Source organism: Lysobacter sp. F6437 (assembly GCF_052547215.1).
In genome coordinates this window covers 90,140-111,822 of the sequence record NZ_JBQWRB010000005.1, presented here as the reverse complement: position 1 = coordinate 111,822, position 21,683 = coordinate 90,140, and the positions used below count along the sequence as shown (strand labels likewise).

Annotated in this window: 21 protein-coding genes and 1 riboswitch; of the genes, 11 read left to right on the top strand and 10 right to left on the bottom strand. The window is 67.1% G+C overall.

What is annotated here, in order from left to right; genetic code table 11:
- Nucleotides 1-11: 11 nt before the first annotated feature.
- Nucleotides 12-605, bottom strand: a complete 594-nt coding sequence (locus ACT9F5_RS13590; protein WP_445120497.1) for a LemA family protein — start codon at nt 603-605, stop codon at nt 12-14.
- Nucleotides 606-676: 71 nt separating this feature from the next.
- On the opposite strand from ACT9F5_RS13590, the gene ACT9F5_RS13585 reads away from it, so the two are divergent.
- On the top strand, nt 677-2,083 hold the full coding sequence (locus tag ACT9F5_RS13585) for a serine hydrolase (RefSeq protein WP_445120496.1): 1,407 nt from the start codon (nt 677-679) through the stop codon (nt 2,081-2,083).
- A gap of 114 nt (nt 2,084-2,197) precedes the next feature.
- Here the strand turns inward: ACT9F5_RS13585 and ACT9F5_RS13580 are convergent, their stop codons facing one another.
- The 7 genes from ACT9F5_RS13580 to ACT9F5_RS13550 all read right to left on the bottom strand — a co-directional run bounded on the left by ACT9F5_RS13580 (nt 2,198) and on the right by ACT9F5_RS13550 (nt 7,955).
- The gene (locus tag ACT9F5_RS13580; RefSeq protein WP_445120495.1) at nt 2,198-2,806 is read right to left on the bottom strand and encodes a hypothetical protein; all 609 of its coding nucleotides are present in this window, start codon (nt 2,804-2,806) and stop codon (nt 2,198-2,200) included.
- 794 nt (nt 2,807-3,600) lie between these two features.
- Nucleotides 3,601-3,996, bottom strand: a complete 396-nt coding sequence (gene gcvH / locus ACT9F5_RS13575; protein ID WP_445120494.1) for a glycine cleavage system protein GcvH — start codon at nt 3,994-3,996, stop codon at nt 3,601-3,603.
- Between the two features lie 87 nt (nt 3,997-4,083).
- Nucleotides 4,084-5,205 carry a glycine cleavage system aminomethyltransferase GcvT gene (gene gcvT / locus ACT9F5_RS13570; RefSeq protein WP_445120493.1) on the bottom strand — a complete coding sequence of 374 codons (1,122 nt, stop codon included), beginning with the start codon at nt 5,203-5,205 and terminating at the stop codon, nt 4,084-4,086.
- A gap of 74 nt (nt 5,206-5,279) precedes the next feature.
- Nucleotides 5,280-5,720 carry an NfeD family protein gene (locus tag ACT9F5_RS13565; protein ID WP_445120492.1) on the bottom strand — a complete coding sequence of 147 codons (441 nt, stop codon included), beginning with the start codon at nt 5,718-5,720 and terminating at the stop codon, nt 5,280-5,282.
- 2 nt (nt 5,721-5,722) lie between these two features.
- Entirely contained in the window at nt 5,723-6,661 is a 939-nt protein-coding gene (locus tag ACT9F5_RS13560) for an SPFH domain-containing protein (protein ID WP_445120491.1), read from the bottom strand.
- Nucleotides 6,662-6,697: 36 nt separating this feature from the next.
- Complete coding sequence (gene hemP, locus ACT9F5_RS13555; protein WP_445120490.1) at nt 6,698-6,904, bottom strand: hemin uptake protein HemP; 207 nt, start codon at nt 6,902-6,904, stop codon at nt 6,698-6,700.
- Nucleotides 6,905-6,986: 82 nt separating this feature from the next.
- Complete coding sequence (locus tag ACT9F5_RS13550) at nt 6,987-7,955, bottom strand: aldo/keto reductase (protein WP_445120489.1); 969 nt, start codon at nt 7,953-7,955, stop codon at nt 6,987-6,989.
- A gap of 315 nt (nt 7,956-8,270) precedes the next feature.
- Here ACT9F5_RS13550 and ACT9F5_RS13545 point away from each other — a divergent pair, with 315 nt between their 5' ends.
- From ACT9F5_RS13545 to dusB, 5 genes are all read left to right on the top strand, one after another.
- Nucleotides 8,271-8,864: a TMEM165/GDT1 family protein gene (locus ACT9F5_RS13545; RefSeq protein WP_445120488.1), complete on the top strand. Its 594-nt coding sequence runs from the start codon at nt 8,271-8,273 to the stop codon at nt 8,862-8,864.
- Between the two features lie 51 nt (nt 8,865-8,915).
- Nucleotides 8,916-10,052, top strand: a complete 1,137-nt coding sequence (locus ACT9F5_RS13540) for a diguanylate cyclase (protein WP_445120487.1) — start codon at nt 8,916-8,918, stop codon at nt 10,050-10,052.
- Nucleotides 10,053-10,166: 114 nt separating this feature from the next.
- Nucleotides 10,167-11,432, top strand: coding sequence for a nucleoside permease (locus ACT9F5_RS13535; RefSeq protein ID WP_445120486.1), 1,266 nt, complete (start codon nt 10,167-10,169; stop codon nt 11,430-11,432).
- On the top strand, nt 11,422-12,393 hold the full coding sequence (locus ACT9F5_RS13530) for a PfkB family carbohydrate kinase (protein ID WP_445120485.1): 972 nt from the start codon (nt 11,422-11,424) through the stop codon (nt 12,391-12,393). The genes ACT9F5_RS13535 and ACT9F5_RS13530 overlap by 11 nt, the downstream gene beginning before the upstream one ends.
- 24 nt (nt 12,394-12,417) lie before the next feature.
- A complete protein-coding gene (gene dusB, locus ACT9F5_RS13525; protein WP_445120484.1) occupies nt 12,418-13,416 on the top strand; it encodes a tRNA dihydrouridine synthase DusB in 999 nt (332 codons plus the stop codon).
- A 24-nt stretch (nt 13,417-13,440) separates the two neighbouring features.
- Here the strand turns inward: dusB and ACT9F5_RS13520 are convergent, their stop codons facing one another.
- The gene (locus ACT9F5_RS13520) at nt 13,441-14,262 is read right to left on the bottom strand and encodes a metallophosphoesterase (RefSeq protein WP_445120483.1); all 822 of its coding nucleotides are present in this window, start codon (nt 14,260-14,262) and stop codon (nt 13,441-13,443) included.
- Nucleotides 14,259-16,043, bottom strand: a complete 1,785-nt coding sequence (locus ACT9F5_RS13515) for a GNAT family N-acyltransferase (protein WP_445120553.1) — start codon at nt 16,041-16,043, stop codon at nt 14,259-14,261. Before ACT9F5_RS13515 ends, ACT9F5_RS13520 begins: the two co-directional genes overlap by 4 nt.
- A 203-nt stretch (nt 16,044-16,246) precedes the next feature.
- Between ACT9F5_RS13515 and metK the strand changes: the two genes are divergently transcribed.
- The 5 genes from metK to ACT9F5_RS13490 all read left to right on the top strand — a co-directional run bounded on the left by metK (nt 16,247) and on the right by ACT9F5_RS13490 (nt 21,631).
- Nucleotides 16,247-17,482: a methionine adenosyltransferase gene (gene metK / locus ACT9F5_RS13510; RefSeq protein ID WP_445120482.1), complete on the top strand. Its 1,236-nt coding sequence runs from the start codon at nt 16,247-16,249 to the stop codon at nt 17,480-17,482.
- 180 nt (nt 17,483-17,662) lie between these two features.
- A riboswitch (S-adenosyl-L-homocysteine riboswitch) is annotated at nt 17,663-17,739 on the top strand.
- Between the two features lie 49 nt (nt 17,740-17,788).
- Nucleotides 17,789-19,234, top strand: coding sequence for an adenosylhomocysteinase (gene ahcY, locus ACT9F5_RS13505; RefSeq protein WP_445120481.1), 1,446 nt, complete (start codon nt 17,789-17,791; stop codon nt 19,232-19,234).
- Between the two features lie 146 nt (nt 19,235-19,380).
- Complete coding sequence (metF, locus tag ACT9F5_RS13500) at nt 19,381-20,205, top strand: methylenetetrahydrofolate reductase [NAD(P)H] (protein ID WP_445120480.1); 825 nt, start codon at nt 19,381-19,383, stop codon at nt 20,203-20,205.
- A 108-nt stretch (nt 20,206-20,313) separates the two neighbouring features.
- Nucleotides 20,314-20,946, top strand: coding sequence for a hypothetical protein (locus ACT9F5_RS13495; RefSeq protein WP_445120479.1), 633 nt, complete (start codon nt 20,314-20,316; stop codon nt 20,944-20,946).
- Nucleotides 20,947-20,989: 43 nt separating this feature from the next.
- The gene (locus tag ACT9F5_RS13490) at nt 20,990-21,631 is read left to right on the top strand and encodes a hypothetical protein (RefSeq protein ID WP_445120478.1); all 642 of its coding nucleotides are present in this window, start codon (nt 20,990-20,992) and stop codon (nt 21,629-21,631) included.
- Nucleotides 21,632-21,683 lie beyond the last annotated feature (52 nt).

Genomic DNA, 21,683 nt, shown 5'->3' with positions numbered 1-21,683 from the left:
CGGCTGCCTGGTCAGAACTTCACCTGCGGCGCCTGCCGCATCTGCGGCTGGTCGGCCGGAATGGTGACCATCACGGCGGGAGCGAAACCGAAGTTGCCGGCAACCAGGCTGGACGGAAACACCTCACGCTGGTTGTTGTAGGCCATCACCGCGTCGTTGTAGGCCTGCCGCGCGAACGCCACCTTGTTCTCGGTGCTGGTCAGCTCCTCGGTGAGCTGCATCATGGTCTGGTTGGCCTTGAGGTCCGGATAGGCCTCGACCACCAGCAGCAACCGACCCAGTGCGCCTTCCAGCTGGCGCTCACCGGATTCGAGTTGCGCCATCGCGCCCGGCTCGCCGGGGTGGCCCTTGGCCGCCGACAGCCCCGACACCGCCGCGGCGCGCGCGGAGATCACCGCCTCGAGGGTCTCGCGTTCATGGCCGAGATAGCCCTTGGCGGTTTCCACCAGATTGGGGATCAGCTCGAACCGCCGCTGCAACTGCACGTCGATCTGTGCAAAGGCATTCCGGAAGGCGTTGCGAGCGCGCACCAGGCCGTTGTAAAGGCCGACGCCCCAGAAGATGAACAGGAGAACTAAACCCAATAGAATCAGGAAGCTGAACATGGTTCCTCGCAAACTCCTGAAAAACGGCGTTACTATCGCGTGAACTCCAGCATACGCAGGCGCTGCGACCGATGAAAGACACCGCGACCCGGCTTCCTCGTCTTGGTGGGCGCCTCGCTGCACTGGCGGTGCTGCTGACCCTGACCCTTGGAACAACGGCACAGACTCCGCTCGACCAGGAAGCTCCTGCGTCGCTGGCGACCGCGGCCGTCGCGCCCACCACCCACACCACCGGAGCCGTCACTCCGACCCGCGAGCTGCAACCGAACGACCTGCAGCCGCCTGCACCGCCACTGCCAAACCAGTTCGACGTGGAAATGTTCGAGGCGATGGCGCAGATGATCGTCGCCGACCAGCGCGTGCCCGGGCTCTCGATGGCGATCGTGCACGACGGCAAAGTGCTGAGCGCGCGCGGCTACGGCATCACCGACGTCAGCGATGCCGAACCGGTCGACGCCCACACGGTGTTCCGCCTGGCCTCGCTGTCAAAGGCCTTCGCCAGTGCCACCGCGGGGTTGCTGGTCAACGATGGCACCCTGCGCTGGGACAGCAGGTTGACCGACTACATGCCCAACTTCCAGTTGAGCCAGCCCGGCGCGGCCAGCCACATAACCGTCGCCGACCTGCTGAGCCATCGGGTCGGCCTGCCGCACAACGCCTACGACCGCAGCCTCGAACGCTACGTCGACTACCACACCCTTACCCGCAAGCTCGCCGACGTGCCGCTCAAGTGCCCGCCGGGCACCTGCTACGCGTACCAGAACGTCGCCTTCAGCCTGATCGGTGACATCGTGTTCGCGGCGACCGGTGATTTCTACGCGCAGGAAGTCCAGCAGCGCCTGCTCAAGCCGCTGGGCATGAACGATGCCAGCCTCGGACTGGAAGGCATCGAGTCCAGCGCGCGCTGGGCGAAGCCGCACGTGCGTGGCCGCGGCGGCTGGGTTTCTGTGATGCCCAAGCCGACCTACTACGAAGTCGCGCCCGCCGCCGGCGTCAATGCCAGTGCCAGCGACATGGCGCAGTGGCTGATCGCGCAGACCGGGCATCGCACCGACGTGATCCCGGCGCCGCTGCTCGCGACCCTGCACGAACCGCTGGTCGACACCCCATACCAGGCACGCAGTTCGGCCTGGCGACGCGCCCGGCTGGAGTCGGCCGGCTATGCGCTGGGCTGGCGGGTCTACGACTATTCCGGCCATCGGCTGGTCTACCATGCGGGCGCCGTGCAGGGCTATCGAACCATGATCGCGACGCTACCCGATCGCGACCTCGGCATCGCGGTGATGTGGAACGGCGAGAGCTCACTGCCATCCGGCCTGATGCCGACCATGATCGATCGCGCCCTTGGCATCCCGTCGGAACTCACCGCCTGGGTGGACATCGACTTCGACCAGCCGGCGACCTACTACGTCGACAACGAGAACGACGACACCCCGCCCGGCAGCAACGCCGCGAGCGCTACCGCCGCGCCCCGGTAACTTCCCGGCGCCAATGCACCCTCGGGTTGCGCGCGCCTTGATCGCCACATAAAAAAACTCTCCCCCGCCTGGGCCGCGGGAGAGAGTCATGTGCGTGTTGCGGTACCGGGTGGCTCAGATCATCGGCGCCGGGGTCACCGGCATCGCGGTCGGGGCCTGCTTCTTGGCAGCGCGACGGGCCGGCTTCTTCGCGACCTTCTTCGCGACCTTCTTCGCCGCCGGCTTCTTCGCTGCCGTCTTCCTGGCGGCCGGCTTCTTCACCGCCTTCTTGGCGGTCTTCTTGGCTGCCGGCTTCTTCTTGGCTACCTTCTTCGCAGCCTTCTTGGCTGCCGGCTTCCTGGTGGCCTTCTTCGCGGCCTTCTTCGCGGTCTTCTTGGCGGCCGACTTGCGGACGGTCTTCTTTGCCGCCTTCTTCGCGGTCTTCTTGGCAGCCGACTTGCGGACGGTCTTTTTAGCCGTCTTCTTCGCAGTCTTCTTGGCGGCCTTCTTCGCGGTCTTCTTCACGGCTTTCTTCGCCGTGGCCTTCTTGGCCGTCTTCTTCACGGCTTTCCGGGCGGTCTTCTTCGCCGCTGGCTTCTTCACGGCCTTCTTGGCCGCGGACTTGCGGACGGTCTTCTTGGCAGCTGCCTTCTTGGCGACCTTCTTCGCTGCCGGTTTGCGGGCGACCTTCTTCGCTGCCTTCTTGGCGGCGGGCTTTTTCTTCGCAGCTTTCTTCGTGGCCATTTGATGGCTCCTCGTCAGTGGTCTATCGGGGTTTACAGCCCAGTACCAAGCAATGCCACGGGGAAGCCCCCGCGACCAACCGCCGGCGCGATTCGCCCCGGAACGGATCCCGCACAGCCGATGCCGGCGACAGGCAAACAAAAACCCGACTCGCGATCAACGAACCGGGTTGCCTGCATCGGTCTGGTCGCAACGACGTGGAGCATTCCGCCGGGGAAAGAAATTCCGCGTCCACCATTTCTACCGTCAAGGTGGAGGTCCGGGTTTGTGCTGCACGTTGTCGCTTCGATTTTTCTCACTCGCTTCTGCAGTCCGCGTCTGCTGGGCGAAACGTAATCACGGTTTTTCATAGTGTCAACAAGTACGCGTGATTTATTTGCGGCGTTCGCAGGCCACGCGACAACGATGTGCTGGCGCGCGAACGGGTGTTGCCGGCCATCGCAACGTTGCATGCCGATCACCGCCGAACACGCGCATCGCTGAAAGCCAATATTTACAAGGCTTCCAACGCACGGTCGCGATTCGACATGCTTGCACGCGATTGCATGCGTCCGAACGTGCGATGAAACGAAGTGGTGAATATTTAGCCACTTCGACCGCATGGGAAAAGCTGAAGGGACGCTTGCCCTATCGCATTGCACAAGGCGATCTGCGCCGGTTTTGCGCGAAGCCCGCGAGGGTCTCGCGGCGCGTAGCGGCGATCACCGGTGCATCGTGGGCAATAAAAAACCCGCGCCGTCGCCGACGCGGGTGGTTGCCTTCGAAGCCCGACGGCTCCCGGCGTTGTCGCGATGTCAGTGGTCGTCGTCTTCCAGCAACTCGGCGTAGGCATCGGGATCGAGCAGCTCGTTGAGCTGTTCCGGCTCCTCGATTTCCAGCACGTAGATCCAGCCGTCGCCGTAGGCGTCCTCGTTGATCGTCTCCGGCTTCTCGTTGAGCGCGGTGTTGACCTCGACCACGGTGCCGGTGACCGGCGCGTAGATGTCGGAGGCGGCCTTGACCGACTCGATCACGGCGCAGGCGTTGCCCGCCTCGATGCGATCGCCCACGTTCGGGAGCTCGACGTACACCAGGTCGCCCAGCAGCGCCTGGGCGTGGTCGGAGATGCCCACGGTGACCTTGCCGTCGCCGTCGACGCGGGTCCATTCATGGGACTTCAGGAACTTCAGGTCGCCGGGAATCTCACTCATGGGGGTGCTCCGCTGCTACGGGTGGTGGTGGAAGGGCAATAGTTTAACCACGGGAGCCCGGCCGATGCGCGGCTCCCGGAGCGGGTTTCAGACCAGCACGCCATCCTGCGCCTGGCCGTCGCGCACGAACGGGAACTTGACCACCCGCACCGGCACCTCGCGACCACGGATGTCGACCCGGACGTTGCCCTCGCTGCCCGGCGCGATCGCCCCGGCCGGCACCCGGGCGAACGCGATCGCCTTGCCCAGGGTCGGCGAGAACGTGCCCGACAGGATCTCGCCGTCGCCGTTCGCGGTCAGCACCTTCTGGCCGTGGCGCAGCACGCCCTTGTCGTCCATCACCAGCGCGATCATCTGGCGCGGCGCGCCGGCCGCCTTCTGTTGTTCGAGCACGTCGCGGCCGATGAAATCGCGGCCCTCGTCGAGCGCGACGGTCCAGGCGAGCGCGGCCTCGTACGGCGACACGCTGTCATCCATGTCCTGGCCGTACAGGTTCATGCCGGCTTCCAGCCGCAGGGTGTCGCGGGCACCGAGGCCGGCCGGCTTCACGCCGGCGCCCCGCAACGCATCCCACAGCGCGACGGCCCTGTCCTGCGGCACCACGATCTCGAAACCGTCCTCGCCGGTGTAGCCGGTGCGGGCGATGAACAGTTCGGTGCCGTCGGCCAGCTTCGCGGTGCGCGCGGCGAACTTGCCGAGCTTGCCGACGCGCTCACGATCGTCGGCGTGAAGCAGGCCGAGCACCTTGTCGCGCGCGTTCGGCCCCTGCACCGCGACCATGCCGAAGTCGGGGCGCTCGCTGACGCTGACGTCGAATGCGCCGGCCTGTTCGTTGATCCACGCCAGGTCCTTCTCGCGGGTGGCGGCGTTGACCACCAGCCGGAAGAAATCCTCAGCCAGGAAATAGATGATCAGGTCGTCGATGACGCCGCCCTGCGGATTCAGCATGCAGGTGTACAGCGCCTTGCCCGGCTTCTGCAGCTTGTCGATCGAGTTGGCGACCAGCTTGCGCAGGAACTCGCGGACGCGCTCGCCTTTCAGGTCGACCACGGTCATGTGGCTGACGTCGAACATGCCGGCGTCCTTACGCACCGCGTGGTGCTCGTCGATCTGCGAGCCGTAGTGGATCGGCATGTCCCAGCCGCCGAAGTCGACCATCTTGGCGCCGAGGGCGCGATGGCTGTCGTTGAGGATGGTCTTCTGGGTCATGGGAGCGCCGTTCCGTGGGAGGAGACGGCCATTATCCCAGAAGCGTGCGGGCGGCGGACCCGCACGCGGTTGCCTCAGGCGGGTTCGACCCGCAGCGTGGTGCCGTCGATTGCGACCACCCGGACCCGGGTGCCGATCGCCAGGTCGGGGCCGCTGGCCGTCCAGAAGGCATCGCCGATCTTGAGCCGGCCGCGACCGTCGACGATCGCGCTCTCCAGCGGGTAGACGTGGCCGACCAGTTGCGCGCCGCGGCGGTTCAGCAGCGGCTGGTCGCTGGCGGATACCGGGTTGCGCTTCTTGTATTGCCAGCCGGCGCCAACCGCGATCAGCGCCAGCACCGCGAACAACATCCACTGCGCGCTGGCCGACATCGGCACCGCCAGGTCGATCAATGCGGTGCCGAGCGCGGCGAAGCCCAGCCACAGCATGAAGCTGCCCGGCAGCACCGCCTCGGCGGCGAACAGCGCCAGCACCACGCCCCACCAGAACCATGGCGACTGCATGATCGCGGCCATGCTCAGGCCCTCGGCGGCAACGTCGGGCCGGCCTTGTCCTGCACCGCCTTGGCCAGCTCGGCGATGCCGGCCAGCGAGCCGAGCACGCCGGTGGTTTCCATCGGCAGCATCAGCAGCTTCTGGTTCGGCGAGGCGGCAAAGTCCTTCAGCGCCTCGACGTACTTCTGGGCGACGAAGTAGTTGATCGCCTGCACGTCGCCCTGGGCGATCGCGGTGGAGACCATCTCGGTTGCCCTGGCCTCGGCCTCGGCCAGCCGCTCGCGGGCCTCGGCCTCGCGGAACGCTGCTTCGCGCTCGCCTTCGGCTTCCAGGATCGCGGACTGTTTCTCGCCCTCGGCGCGCAGGATCGCGGCCTGGCGGAAACCCTCGGCTTCGAGGATGTTGGCGCGCTTTTCGCGCTCGGCTTTCATCTGCTTGGCCATCGCGTCGATCAGGTCGCGCGGCGGCTGGATGTCCTTCAGTTCGATCCGGTTGACCTTGACGCCCCACGGGTGGGTGGCCAGGTCGACCGCGACCAGCACCTTGGCGTTGATCTCGTCACGCTTGGACAGCGACTCGTCGAGCGCCATCGATCCGATCGAGGTACGGATGTTGGTCATCACCAGGTTGATGATGGCGATCTCCAGCTGCGCCACCTCGTAGGCCGCCTTGGCCGCGTCAAGCACCTGGAAGAACACGATGCCGTCGACCTTGACCACCGCGTTGTCCATGGTGATCACGTCCTGCCCGGGGACCTCCATGACCTGTTCCATCATGTTGATCTTGCGGCCGATGCCATCGACCCAAGGGATGATGAAGCCGAGCCCCGGCGTCAGCGTGTGGGTGTAACGGCCGAAGCGCTCGACCGTCCACTCGAAGCCCTGCGGCACCACCCGCACGCCCTTGAGCACGGTGATGACCACGAACAGCAACAACACGCCAACGAAGATTTCCGTACCCATGGCCATTCCCCTGTTTTGATCAGGGGATCATAGCCGCTACTTGGTAAGTATCAGCTTGTCGTTGCGGGTGTGGCGCAGGCGATAGACTTCGCCGCCGTGACGGATCAGCACCTCGCGGGTGCCCCCCAGCAACGCCATGCTGTCGAACAGCGGTGACGAAGGCAGCGTCGGCGCCGGCGGGCGTTGTGCACGCAACCGCGGCGACAGGTGGAGGACGGCGTGGGACGACGAGTGCAGGGACATGGGTGGCGGCTCATCAAGGCTGGACATTGATGATAATGATTCTCATTTGATGCGCAACCGGGATCAGGAAAATCTGGTTGCGTCAGCTCGCGGCCGCCCGGACCTTGTGCCAGCACGTCTCGTCCAGCTGATCACCCAGCTCCAGCGCGCCGAGGTTCTGCAACAGTTGCTCCGGACGGCTGGCACCGAGGATCACGCTGGACACATGCGGGTTGCGCAGGCACCACGCGATCGCGAGCGGGGCCGGGGCGACGCCGAGGCTGTCGGCCAGCGCGGTGAACTTGCGTGTGCGCTGCAACCGTCGTTCGCTTTCAGTCCCGACGATGGTCTTGCGCAGGTTCGGCCCGAGCGCGCCGAAACGCGCATCCTCACGCACGCCCTCGTTGTGCTTGCCGGTCAACAAGCCCGACGCCAGCGGCGAGAACGTGGTCGTGCCCAGCCCGAACTCGGCATACAGCGGCGCGTATTCCAGCTCGACCCGTTCGCGATGCAGCAGGTTGTACTGCGGCTGCTCCATCGTCGGCGCATACAGGTTGTGTGACCGAGCAACCTTGTGGGCGTCGCGGATCTGCGCGACGGACCATTCCGAAGTGCCCCAGTACAACACCTTGCCCTGCCGGACCAGCGCGTCCATCGCCCAGACGGTTTCGGCGACCGGCGTATCCGGATCGGGGCGGTGGCAGTAATAGAGGTCGAGGTAGTCGACCCGCAGCCGCTTGAGCGCGTCGTGACAGGCATCGGTGACGTGCTTGCGCGACAGTCCCTTCTGGGTCGGACGCGGCTCGGTCGCGGCACCGAAGAACACCTTGCTCGACACGCAGAAGCCGTCGCGCGGCAACCGCAGGTCGGCGATCACGTCGCCCATCATCGACTCGGCCGCGCCGTTGGCATAGCTCTCGGCGTTGTCGAAGAAGTTGATGCCGTTGTCCCAGGCCGTGGCGATCAGGTCGCGCGCGACACCTCGGCCGATCTGGTTGCCGAAGGTCACCCAGGCGCCGAACGACAGCGCGGACAGTTGCAGGCCGGACGAGCCGAGGCGGCGGTACTGCATGGAAAAACTCCGAACGAGGGATGCCTGAAGTGTAAGGCCGGCAGCAGGGGCCGGACGAAGCGTTACAATGCCGGCGCTATTCCTCCGGGGAGTAGCCCGCCCGCGCCGCGCAATGCAGCACCGCACCGGCCCGGGATCGTGCGTCAACATGCTTGGCCGAACGGCCATGGCGTACGGGGAACCGCAACCGATCGCGTTCCGGGCAAGACCGAAGGCAGGCGTCGTGCGAATGACCCTCGGGATCCGTCCCCGGGCCGGGCCGCACGCGTCGGCTTTCGTCGTCACCGCCCTGCCCGGCCCCGGAACCCGCACTCGATGGACATGTTCGACTTTTCCGCGCTGCCGCTGTCGGCCGCCCTGATTTCGACCGGCACGGTCGCGCTGGCCGAGATCGGCGACAAGACCCAGTTGCTTGCCCTGCTGTTGGCCGCGCGCTACCGCAAGCCGTGGCCGATCATCGCCGGCATCCTCGTCGCCACCCTGCTCAACCACGCGCTGGCCGCCTGGTTCGGCGCCCTGGTCGCCCAGTGGCTGCAGCCAGAGGTGCTGCGCTGGATCGTCGCCGCCAGCTTCCTCGCGGTGGCGCTGTGGACACTCAAGCCCGACAGCCTCGACGACGACGGCAGCGCCCTGCCCGCGCGCGGCGCCTTCATCGCGACCACGATCGCGTTCTTCATCGCCGAGATCGGGGACAAGACCCAGGTCGCGACCGTGTTGCTGGCCGCCAAGTACTCGCCCTTGTGGGAAGTGATCGCCGGCACCACCGCCGGCATGCTGCTGGCGAACGTGCCGGTGGTCGCGCTGGGCAGCCGCTTCTCCGACCGGTTGCCGTTGAAGGCGGCGCGCCTCGTCGCCGCGGTGGTGTTCCTGCTGCTGGCGGCGTGGGTGGCCTGGCGCGGGCTCGGCTGAGCACGGCGGCGAAGCCCGCGCTATCCTGCCGCGGAGCGTTCGGGGGAAGCGATGGAAGCCAGCCGCAGTGTCCGGGAGAAGGTCGCGAGCCTGTTGGGGCGGCCCGACGAGGTCCTGCTGGAAATCGGCGCCGGCGGCGAACTGCTGGTCGCCCGGTTGCGCGTCGTCATCGCCGCGCTGCTGTTGCTGTTGCCACTGGCCAACGCACTCACCGGCGGCAGCGTGCGCGAAACACTGATCGGCCTGGGCGGCGCCATCTTCGTCAATCTGTTCGCGCAGGTCTGGCTGCAACTGGCCCGCCGGCGTCGACGTTACCGCTGGCTGTCGTTCGCCACCGCCGCTTTCGATGTCAGCGCCACCACGGTGGTACTGGGCGTGCTGGCCATGAACCACCTGCCGGCCGCGCTCAACAGCATGATCGTCTGGTGTTGCTACCTGCTCGCGATCATGTTGACCGCGTTGCGTAGCGACGGCCGCACCACCGTGTTCGCCGGCCTCCTGGCGCTGGTCGAGTACGGCCTGCTCAATGCCGCCGTATTCGCCTGGGTGAGCTCGCCGGAACAGCTGATCTCCAGCGACTACGGCGCGGTGACGGTCGGCGGGCAGGTCCAGCGGATGGTGCTGCTGGCGATCGTCACCCTGATCACCGCGGTGGTGGTCTACCGGATGCAGCGGCTGGTCGAGCTGTCGGGCACCGACGGGCTGACCCGCTTGCCCAACCGCACCTGGCTGCTGCACCGGATGCCGCGACTGCTCGAGGCCGCCGAGGAAGACGGCTGCAGCCTGAGCCTGGCGCTGATCGACCTGGACCACTTCCGGCGGATCAATGACGAGGCCGGCCACCATGCCGGCGACCGCGCGGTGCGCCACGTGGTCGCGGTGCTCAGGAGCATGGCCGATGCGGACGAATGGCTGGTGCGGCTGGGCAGCGAGGAGTTCGCGCTGGTGATGTCCAAGCCGGTCGGCACCGCGTGGGAGCGGGTCGATTCGATCCGGCGGATGCTGGCGCAGCATCCGTTCGACCCCGAGCGCGGCAACATGGACCCGGTCCGGATCACCTTCAGCGCCGGCATCGCTTCCAGTCCAAGCGACGGCAACGACATGTCGCGGCTGCTCGCGCGCGCGGACCAGCGCCTGAAGATGGCCAAGCGCGAAGGCCGCAACCGGGTGATCGCGCGTGATGCCTGAGGCGATAACCGCGCACCGAAAGGCATCCATGCTTCCCGGTCGCACGGTTTCGCTCTACGCTGCGGCGCAGCCAACTCCAACCGCGATCTTCGCGAACACAGGAAATCCCGCCCGGTGAACCTCAAACTCCGCCTGATCGTGCTGAACTTCCTGCAGTTCTTCATCTGGGGCGCATGGCTGCTGACCATCGGCGCCTACTGGTTCCAGAACAAGCAATGGTCGGGCACCGGCTTCGGCGCGATCTTCTCAACCATGGGCATCGCCTCGCTGTTCATGCCATCGCTGATGGGCATCGTCGCCGACAAGTGGATCAACGCCGAGCGGCTGTATGGCCTGCTGCACATCGGCGGCGCGGTGGTGCTGTTCATGCTGCCGCAGGTCGACAACCCGACCACGATGTTCTGGGTGATGTTGCTCAACATGGTGTTCTACATGCCGACGATCGCGCTGGCGATCACGGTGGCCTACAACGCGCTCAAGGGCAAAGACCGCGACGTCGTGCGCGACTATCCGCCGATCCGGGTGTGGGGCACGGTCGGCTTCATCGCCGCGTTGTGGACGGTGAGCCTGCTGGGGCTGGAAACCTCGGCCGGCCAGTTCCATGTCGCCGCGGCCGCGTCGCTGGTGCTCGGGTTGTACGCGTTTACCCTGCCGCCGTGCCCGCCCAAGCTCGGCAAGAGTGAAAAGCGCTCGCTGGTCGACGCACTCGGCCTGACCTCGTTCCGGCTGTTCCGCAACCGCAACATGGCGATCTTCTTCATCTTCGCGATGCTGCTGGGCGCGGCGCTGCAGCTGACCAACGCCTACGGCGACACCTTCCTGCACGACTTCGCCAACGACCCGCGCTACGCCGACCTGCTGGCGGTGCGCTACCCGGCGATCATCATGTCGATCTCGCAGATCTCCGAGGCGTTGTTCATCCTGACCATCCCGTTCTTCCTGAAGCGCTTCGGGATCAAGGCGGTGATGACGATGAGCATGCTGGCCTGGTTCCTGCGCTTCGGGCTGTTCGCCTACGGCGACCCGGGCCCGGGGCTGTGGATGATCGTGCTGTCGTGCATCGTCTACGGCATGGCGTTCGACTTCTTCAACATCTCCGGCTCGCTGTTCGTCGAGGGCCAGAGCGACCCGAAGATCCGCGCCAGCGCGCAGGGGTTGTTCATGATGATGACCAACGGCGTCGGCGCGGTGTTCGGCAGCGTCGCCAGCGGCTTCATCATCGAGCACTGGTTCACCTACCCCGACAACAGCAAGGACTGGCACGGCATCTGGGTGACCTTCGCGCTGTACTCGCTGGTGGTCGCGGTGGCGTTCGTGCTGCTGTTCAAGCACCGGCACGATCCGGGCGCGACGACGGATCCGCATCGCGTTGGCGCTTGAGTCTCTCCCGTTGGTGGTCGTGGTCGGTTCGTTCAACGTCGACCACGTCTGGACCTTGCCGCAGCTTCCACGGCCGGGTGAGACCCGGGTCGGCGAATACCGCACCGGGCCCGGCGGCAAGGGCTTCAACCAGGCCACCGCGGCGGTGCGCGCCGGTGCGGCTACGCGTTTCATCTGCGCCCTCGGTGACGATGCCGGCGGACAGCTCGCGCGCAGTCTCGCAGGCGAGGACGGCATCGAGCTGCGCGCCGACCCGGTGGAAGCGCCCACCGGCACGGCCGGCATCTACGTCGACCACGCCGGCAACAACAACATCGTGATCGAGCCGGGCGCCAACGCCGGGCTGACGGCCGGATTCATCCAGCGCAATGCCGACGCGCTGTCGGGTTCGGCGGTGGTGCTGGCGCAACTGGAGTCGCCGGTGGAGGCGATCGTCGCGGCATTCGGGCTGGTACGCGAGTCCGGCGCGCTGACCGTACTCAACCCGGCCCCCGCCGATGCCGAGCTGCCGGCGTCCCTGCTGGCGCTGTGCGATGTGATCACTCCGAACGAATCCGAGTTCTGCGCCCAGTTGGTCCACCACGCAGGCGAGGCCTGCGAACCCGACCGGGTCGCCACGCTCGACGATTCCACCCTGCACGCGCACTGCCGCCGCCTGCTGCCGCAAGGCACCGTCGTCGTCACCCTCGGCGCGCAGGGCTGTTTCGTCTCGCATGCACCGTCGGCCCGCCACGGCGACGACCGCGCGTGCTATCGCGTCGCCGCCAGCACGGCCCATCCGGTCGACACCACCGGTGCCGGTGACGCGTTCAATGGCGCACTGGTCGCCTCGATCGCGCGCGAGCCACGACAGCCGTTCGCGCGCCACGTCGCCTTCGCCAGTCGCTACGCGGCCCGCTCGACCGAACGCTCCGGCGCCGCGGTGGCGATGCCGCACTTGGCCGACCTGACCGAGCACTGATCCGCACCCGGTTAGAATCGCCCGATGCGGATCGGCCCACACACCATTGCCCCGAACGTGATCCTGGCCCCGATGGCCGGGGTCACCGACAAGCCGTTCCGGGTGCTGTGCAAGCGCCTGGGCGCGGGGCTGTGCGTATCGGAGATGACCACGTCCGATCCGCGCTTCTGGACGACCGCCAAGTCGCGTCACCGGATGGACCACGTTGGCGAGCCCGACCCGATCAGCGTGCAGATCGCCGGTACGGTGCCGCAAGTGATGGCCGACGCCGCGCGCCACAACGTCGACAACGGCGCGCAGCTCATCGACATCAACATGGGCTGCCCGGCCAAGAAGGTCTGCAACGCCTGGGCGGGTTCGGCGCTGATGCGCGAACCCGCACTGGTCGCCGACATCCTCGAGGCGGTGGTCAACGCGGTCGACGTGCCGGTGACGCTGAAGATCCGTACCGGCTGGGCCGCCGACCGTCGCAACGCGCTGGAGATCGCGCGCATCGCCGAGTCCGCCGGCATCAAAGCGCTCGCCATCCACGGTCGCACCCGCGACCAGCAGTACAAGGGCGTGGCCGAGTACGACACCATCGCCGAGGTCAAGGCGGCGCTGTCGATCCCGGTGATGGCCAACGGTGACGTCGACTCGCCGCAGAAGGCCGGGGAGGTGCTCAAGCACACCGGCTGCGACGCGGTGCTGGTCGGCCGCGCCGCGCAGGGCCGGCCGTGGATCTTCCGCGAGATCGCCCATTACCTGGCCACCGGTGAAATCCTGCCGGAACCATCCCTGGCCGAGATCCGCGACATCCTGCTCGGCCACCTTGAACACCTGCACGGCTTCTACGGCGAAACCTCCGGCGTGCGGATCGCACGCAAGCACCTGGGCTGGTACGCGAAGGAACGGCCCGAGAACGCTGCCTTCCGCACCATGGTCAACCGCGCCGAATCGGCCGAAGCGCAACTGCGCCTGACCCGCGACTACTTCGACGCGCTGGTCGCCGGGGTTGCTCCGGAGCTGCCGTTCGCCGCCTGAACAGCAGCGCGCGCACGACCATCGTCAGGCGACCTTGCGCACGGCCGCAGCATCCGCGACTTGCCGCGCCGGCACGCATGCCAGCGTCTCACCGGTATGCGCCAGCAATCGAAGGCTACCGTCAGGGTCCTCGACCAGTGCGGTCAGGCTCTCCACCCAGTCGCCATCATTGGCGTACACGCAGCCATCGCGTTCGAACAATGCAGCGCGGTGGATGTGCCCGCACACGATGCCATCGATACCGCGGCGGCAGGCGTCATCGAGACCGGCCTGGACGAACCGGGCGATGTAGCGTTCGGCCGCCGCACTATGGCGCTTGAGGAACTCGGCCAATGACCAGTAGCGCAGACCCAGCCGTCGTCGTGCACGGTTGACCCACTGGTTGCCGGTCAGGATGCGGTAGTACAGCCAGTCGCCGATGTGCTCCTGCAGGCCGCCAAAATGGGTCTGGCCGTCGTAGTCGTCGCCGTGGGTGACCAGCAACCGACGGCCATCGGCAGTGACGTGGATCGCACGACGGCGCACGCGCATCCGTGGCAGCACGAGGCCGCAGAAATTCCGTACCGGGCGGTCGTGGTTGCCCGGCACGTAGACCAGCTCGGTACCGGTGCGGGCGAGCGCGTGCAACGCCTCGACCACGCGTTGATGGGCTCCGGTCCAGACGGCGCGCCGCTGCGCCATCCACCACAGGTCGACGATGTCGCCGACCAGGTACAGCCGATCGCAGCGCAGGGTGTCGAGAAAGACCGCCAGTTCCGCCGCGTGGCAATGACGCGCACCCAGGTGGACGTCGGAGATGAAGACGGCGCGCCGGCGCGGGGGCAACCCGACCGGCGCCGGGCTCATGCCGCCGGCTCCAGCGCTGCCGATTGCGGGGTTGCCGGCGATCCCAGGTATCGCTCCCGCTTGCGCGGCCGCACCTGCTGCAGGTCCAGTTCGATCAGGCCATCCACCGCATCGCTGAAAGCGGGGTCGACACCGAACGCGAGGAACCGCGCCCCACCCGGTTCGCACAGCTCGGTGTACTGCTTGTAGAGCATCGGCACGGCGGCGCCGAGGGCATCGAGATTGGCCTTCAGCACGCGGAACGCGGTGTTCGCGTCGAGCGCGTCGAGCTCCGGCGGCGCCGGTTGGTAGACGAACGGCTGCCTCGGTGTGGCGACCTGTCCGGCATCGCCGTGGTAGCGCGCGTAATAGGCGACGATCTGCTCGCGCGCGGCAGTCGGCAACGCGGCGCTGATCGACACCGGCCCGTACAGGTAACGCACGTTCGGATGCCGCGCCAGGTAAGCGCCGATGCCCTGCCACAGGTAGTCGATGCTGCGCCCGCCCCAGTACTCGGGAGTGACGAAGCTGCGACCCAGTTCCATCCCCGCCGCCAGCCGCGTGATCGCATCGTCGGCGTAGTGGAACAGCGAGGCGGTGTAGAGGCCCGACAGCCCCCGCACGGCCAGTACCTCGGCGCCACGGGCGACGCGGTAGGCGCCGGCGACCTTGCCGGCCGGGGCATCCCACAACACGATGTGTTCGTACCAGCCGTCGTACAGGTCGACATCCAGCCGGCGCCCGGTGCCCTCGCCGACCGCGCGGAAGGTCAGCTCGCGCAGCCGGCCGATCTCGCGCAGCAGCGATGCACCGACGGCGAGTCGGCCAGCGCGTATCTGTTTGCCATCACCGGTCTGGCCGAGCAGCGCAAGCGACTCGATATCGCTGCGCAACGCGGCCACGGCGACGGCAGGGACCAGGGGTTCGGCCGACTCGGCCGGCAGCGTGTCCGCCCGGCCGGGTCCTGGTGGCGATGGCACCCGCGGCTCTTCGCGACGCGTACCCAGTGCTAGCAGTTCCCCCCGCACCTGACGCACCAGTTGCTCCGCGTCGCCATCGCCGGGCAGTTGCTGTGGCCGGCCGATCCGCAACTCGATCCGGCGCGTGCGACGGGCGAACATTTCGCGCGCCAGCAATGCGGTCCCGATCGGTTTGAACACTGCCGACACCCCATAGAACAGCGCCGAATTGCGCGCCACAATCCGCACCGGCAACACCGGCGCACCGCTGCGGCGGGCGAACTGCAGAAAGCCGCGGCGCCAGCGGCCATCGGCCACGCCGCGCCAGCCCAGCCGCGCGACCTCGCCGGCCGGGAACACGATCACGCACTGCCCGGCATCCAGCGCCGCCTCGATCGCGCGCAGGCCGTCGACATTCGACCGGCCGCCCAGCACCGTCACCGGCAACAGCAGCTCACTCAGGCCATCGAGCGCGCACAACAGGTCGTTGGCGACGATCCGTACATCGCTGCGGACCTTGCCGACCGCATCCAGCAGTGCCAGCGCATCCAATGCACCGGACGGGTGGTTGGCCACGATTAGCAAGCGACCACTGGCCGGGATCCGCCGCAGCTCCAGCGGGTCGACCCGGTAGCACGCCTGCAGGAATTCCAGCGCGGCCTCGACGAAGGCGAACCCGTGCAAGTGTCCGCTGGCCCTGATGAAGCCATCCAGCAGGTCGAGCCTCGACCAGCGCCCCACCGTGCGCAGCAGCGGCGCGGCCAGGTATCGACGGCGGCCACGGAACCAGTGCGGGAAGCGGGCGCGAACACTGGACTGGAGTCGGGCTTCGAGCTGCAGCATGGGCGTCGTCATGGGGGCCTGCGATGGCGCAAAGCCTGACGCTGCTGCGCTACCGTCACATGGCGATTGCGCGACCGCTGGATGACACCGGACCGGCGGCGCTTAACCGAAGGCAAACCCGGAGAACGGCACAATGCGCCGGGCCGGCAATGCCTGTATCATCCGCGCCCATCCTTTTATCCGAATGCAAGGATATAACCCCGATGTCCAGCTACCTGTTCACCTCCGAATCCGTCTCCGAAGGCCACCCGGACAAGATCGCCGACCAGATCTCCGATGCCGTGCTCGACGCGATCCTGACCCAGGACAAGCGTGCCCGCGTGGCCTGCGAGACCATGGTGAAGACCGGAGCGGCGATCGTCGCCGGCGAGGTCACCACCACCGCGTGGGTCGACATCGAGGACCTGGCACGCAAGGTCATCAACGACATCGGCTACGACCATTCGGGCGTCGGCTTCGACGGCCACACCTGCGCGATCATCAACATGCTCGGCAAGCAGTCGCCGGACATCGCCGCCGGCGTCGACGGCAGCAAGAAGAAGCAGAAGAAGCCGGAAGAGCAAGGCGCGGGCGACCAGGGCCTGATGTTCGGCTACGCCTGCAACGAGGCGCCCGAGTTCATGCCGGCGCCGATCTACTACAGCCACCGGCTGGTCGAGCAGCAGGCCCGCGTGCGCAAGAAGAAGAACTCGCCGCTGCCGTGGCTGCGCCCGGACGCCAAGAGCCAGGTCACCCTGCGCTACGACAACGACAACCAGATCGCCGGCATCGACGCGGTGGTGCTGTCGACCCAGCACGACCCCGGCATCAAGCAGAAGGACCTGATCGAAGGCGTGCGCGAGCACATCCTCAAGCCGGTGCTGCCGAAGGCGTGGCTGGACGCGCTGCCCAAGAACAAGATCCACATCAACCCGACCGGCATCTTCGTGATCGGCGGCCCGGTCGGCGACTGCGGCCTGACCGGCCGCAAGATCATCGTCGACACCTACGGTGGCATGGCCCGCCACGGCGGCGGCGCGTTCTCCGGCAAGGACCCGTCCAAGGTCGACCGCTCGGCCGCCTACGCCGCGCGCTACGTCGCCAAGAACGTGGTCGCCGCCGGCCTGGCCGACAAGTGCGAAGTGCAGCTGAGCTACGCGATCGGCGTGGCCGAGCCGACCTCGGTGTCGGTCACCACCTTCGGCACCGGCCACATCAGCGACGACAAGATCGAGAAGCTGATCCGCAAGCACTTCGACCTGCGCCCGTACGGCATCGTCAAGATGCTCGACCTGATCCACCCGATCTACCAGTCGACCGCCGCCTACGGACACTTCGGCCGCAAGCCGAAGGACGTCAGTTACGTCGACGGTACCGGCCACAAGCACAGCGCGACCGCGTTCTCGTGGGAGAAGACCGACCGCGCCGACGAACTGCGCAAGGCGGCGAAGCTGAAGTAAGGCGTTCGTGGCCCCCTCCGGTCCGGAGGGGGCCCGGATCATCACGCTTTTGTAGGAGCGGCTTCAGCCGCGATCGGAAGTTTGATCGCCCGCACCGGCTCCAGATCGCGGCTGAAGCCGCTCCTACAAGGTTGGCGGGTCATCTCCCGCCGTATCGACGGCGATATAATCGCCGCCTGCCCCGCCGAGGGGCGCTGCGACCGTCGCAAGGACGGCCAGGCTCGGCGAGGTTCCACGTACAACGGCGCCCGGTTGCTTTCACCAGCCCTCCCGCAAGTGGATCGGGCGCATAACCGGAGCTTCAACATGAACGCTGTAGCCAAGACCTTTTCGATGGAAGGCGATTACAAGATCGCCGACATCTCGCTGGCCGATTACGGCCGCAAGGAAATCGACATCGCCGAGCACGAGATGCCGGGCCTGATGTCGATCCGCCGCAAGTACGCCGCCGAGGCGCCGCTCAAGGGCGTGCGGGTGACCGGCTCGCTGCACATGACGATCCAGACCGCGGTGCTGATCGAGACCCTGAAGGACATCGGCGCCGACGTGCGCTGGGCCTCGTGCAACATCTTCAGCACCCAGGACCACGCCGCCGCCGCGATCGCCGCGACCGGCACGCCGGTGTTCGCCTGGAAGGGCGAGTCGCTGGAGGAGTACTGGGACTGCACGCTGGAGGCGCTGAGCTTCCCCGACGGCAAGGGCGGCTTCCTCGGCCCGCAGCTGGTGGTCGACGACGGCGGCGACGTGACCCTGCTGATCCACAAGGGCTATGAGCTGGAGAACGGCAGCAAGTGGGTCGACGAGAAAGCCGCCTCGCACGAGGAGCAGGTCATCAAGAACCTGCTCAAGCGCGTCGCCACCGAGCGTCCGGGTTACTGGCACACCGTGGTGGAGGGCTGGAAGGGCGTCTCCGAGGAGACCACCACCGGCGTCCACCGCCTGTACCAGCTGGCCGAGGCCGGCTCGCTGCTGATCCCGGCGATCAACGTCAACGATTCGGTCACCAAGTCCAAGTTCGACAACCTCTACGGCTGCCGCGAGTCGCTGGCCGACGGCCTCAAGCGCGCGATGGACGTGATGCTGGCCGGCAAGGTCGCGGTGGTCTGCGGCTACGGCGACGTCGGCAAGGGCTGCGCGGCGTCGCTGCGGGCCTACGGTGCGCGCGTGGTGGTCACCGAGATCGACCCGATCTGCGCGCTGCAGGCGGCGATGGAGGGCTTCGAGATCAACACGGTCGAGTCGACCCTGGGCCGTGGCGACATCTACGTCACCACCACCGGCAACAAGGACATCATCACCGTCGAGCACATGCAGGCGATGAAGGACCAGGCGATCGTCTGCAACATCGGCCACTTCGACAACGAGATCCAGGTCGATGCGCTGTATGCGCTCAAGGACGTGGAGCGGATCAACATCAAGCCGCAGGTCGACAAGTTCGTGTTCCCGAACGGCAACGCGATCTTCCTGCTGGCCGAGGGCCGGCTGGTAAACCTGGGTTGCGCGACCGGCCATCCGAGCTTCGTGATGTCCAACTCGTTCGCCAACCAGACGCTGGCGCAGATCGACCTGTGGGCCAACAAGGACAGCTACGAGAAGCAGGTCTACCTGCTGCCGAAGAAGCTCGACGAGGAAGTCGCGCGGCTGCACCTGGAGAAGATCGGCGTGAAGCTGACCCAGCTGACCCCGGGCCAGGCCGACTACCTCGGCGTCGCCGTCGAGGGGCCGTACAAGCCGGATCATTACCGCTACTGATCGGCGGACCGGTGAGACAAACGGGCGCTTCGGCGCCCGTTTTTTTTCGGGATGGGTCGACCCCTGTAGAACCGGGGTCGCGACATATTGAACATTCATCGCGATGGAGCGATATACTCCCGGCATCCCACAAATGCCTTCGGCCAATGATCCCGATCAGCTTCGAGTTCTATCCGCCCAAGACCGATGAGCAACGCGCGCAACTCGATCGCACGACCAGCAAGCTCAAGGCGCATTCGCCCGAATACGTGTCGTGCACGTTCGGTGCCGGCGGTTCGACCCTGAGCTATACACCGGAAACCGTCGAGCGGCTGCAGCACCACCATGCCCTCAGTTCAGCGCCGCACATCTCCTGCGTCGGTGGCACCCGCGCCGAAATCGGCGCCCTGTTGCAGCGCTACAAGGCGATGGGCTGCCGCCGCATCGTCGCCCTGCGTGGCGACCTGCCATCGGGCATGGGTCATCCGGGCGATTTCCGCTACGCCACCGAACTGGTCGAGTTCATCCGGCGCGAGCATGACGGCCAGTTCCACATCGAGGTCGCCGCCTACCCGGAGACCCACCCGCAGGCGCGCGACGCCAGTGCCGATATCGGGCATTTCGTGGGCAAGGTGCGGGCCGGCGCCGACGGCGCGATCACCCAGTACTTCTACAACGCCGACGCCTACTTCCGGTTCGTCGACGACGTCCGCGCGGCGGGGATCGACATCCCGATCGTGCCCGGGATCATGCCGATCTCGAACTTCAGCCAGATCCGTCGCTTCTCCGAGATGTGCGGTGCCGAGATCCCGCGTTGGGTCGCGCAACGCATGCTGGCCTACGGCGACGACGCCGAAAGTGTCCGCGCGTTCGGCGCCGAGGTGGTGGCCGGCCTGTGTCGCCGCCTGGTGGAAGGCGGCGCCCCCGGGCTGCATTTCTACACGTTGAACCTGGCCAAACCGACACTGAACGTCCTCGCGAAGTTCGCCTGAGTTCAGCGCGGGTTGCGCGGGGGTTCAGCCCCGCAGCCCTTTGGTTACAAGGCTTTGACGAGCGCGGCCGGAGCATAGCGGTAATCCCCCGCAGTGCTCCGACGCCCCATGAAAAAGCTCACCCTGACCGCCCTCGGCGCAACCCTGCTGGCCGCCTTGGCGGTTCCCGGACTTGCGCCCGCGCAGGGTGGCGGCAGCGGGATCCAGCGCTGCGAAGCGCCCGACGGCACCGCCATCTACACCGACAAGGCCTGCGCGGCGTTTGGTGCCACCGCGACCCCGATCCCGGGCGAGTTGTTGACCCGGCTGGCCTCGGACACCCATGCAGGCCCGGAGGCCCACGGCGTGTTCGGCAACCGGCGTGCCCCGGCAATCGCCCGGCGCTCGGCGGCCAGCGGTTGCGCACGATCCACCACCCAGTTGTCGATGGACCTGCAGGGCGCGTGGGCGCTGGGCGACGTCAACCGCATCGCCGAGAGCTACCACTGGGTCGGCCTCGACACCGGCCAGGCCCGCTCGATCATGCAGCGGCTCGGACGGCTGGCCGGGCAGCCGCTATGGCAGGCGCATTATTTCGACGCCCGGATCGGCGGCGGGGTGATGCAACTGGCCGACGCGTCCGGCAGCACGGCCTTGGGCGATGCCGGGGTGATGCAACTCGTGCTGGGCGACGACGGGTCGCGCCAGGTCCAGGACTTCGAGGTCCGGCGGTACCACGGCTGCTACTTCGTCCACTTCTGAACGCCCACTTCTACGACGCGTCGCCGCCGCGTACGCTGGCGGGATGCCGCGCCGGACCGACCAGACATTGCTTCCTCCCGGGTTTTCGCGCCGCGTCGTGCTGGTCGCGCTCGGCCTGTCGTGCGCGCTCGCCTGGCCGCCCCATGCGGCCGCCCAGGTCAACCGCTGCGAACACACCGACGGCACGATTGCGTATACCGACCACCGCTGCCGGGACATCGGCGCGGTCGAACGGCTGCCCTCGCCTGACCGCATCGGCAGCCACCGGACCTACCGTGGGGGCTGCGCGCGCAACGTGCAGGACCTGTTGTTCGAGATGACCACCGCGATCGACGGCGGCGACGCCAACCGGCTTGCCAGCGTCTACCACTGGGCCGGCATGTCCAGCCGTGGCGCGACTGCGGTGATGGACCGGCTCGCCACGGTGGTCCGGCGGCCACTGGTCGACATCGTGCCGGTGGTGCCGGAACCCCAGCCACCACCATTGCCGGTATTCACGCGGACCGTGGGGGACGCTGGCGTTGTGGAGGTCGCGGAGGTCGGCGAACGTTATTACCCCTCCACGGTGACGGACGCCAGGCCGGTCGCGTTGCGGGTCGTGCAGACCCTCGGGAACGGTGTCACGCCGTCGGAAACGGTGTTCGGATTGCACCGCCATTTCGGCTGCCTCTGGATCAGGAACTGAGCCATCGGGCGCGACCGTCGCGGCGCCAGCAGGCACAATAGGCCGTTACCAC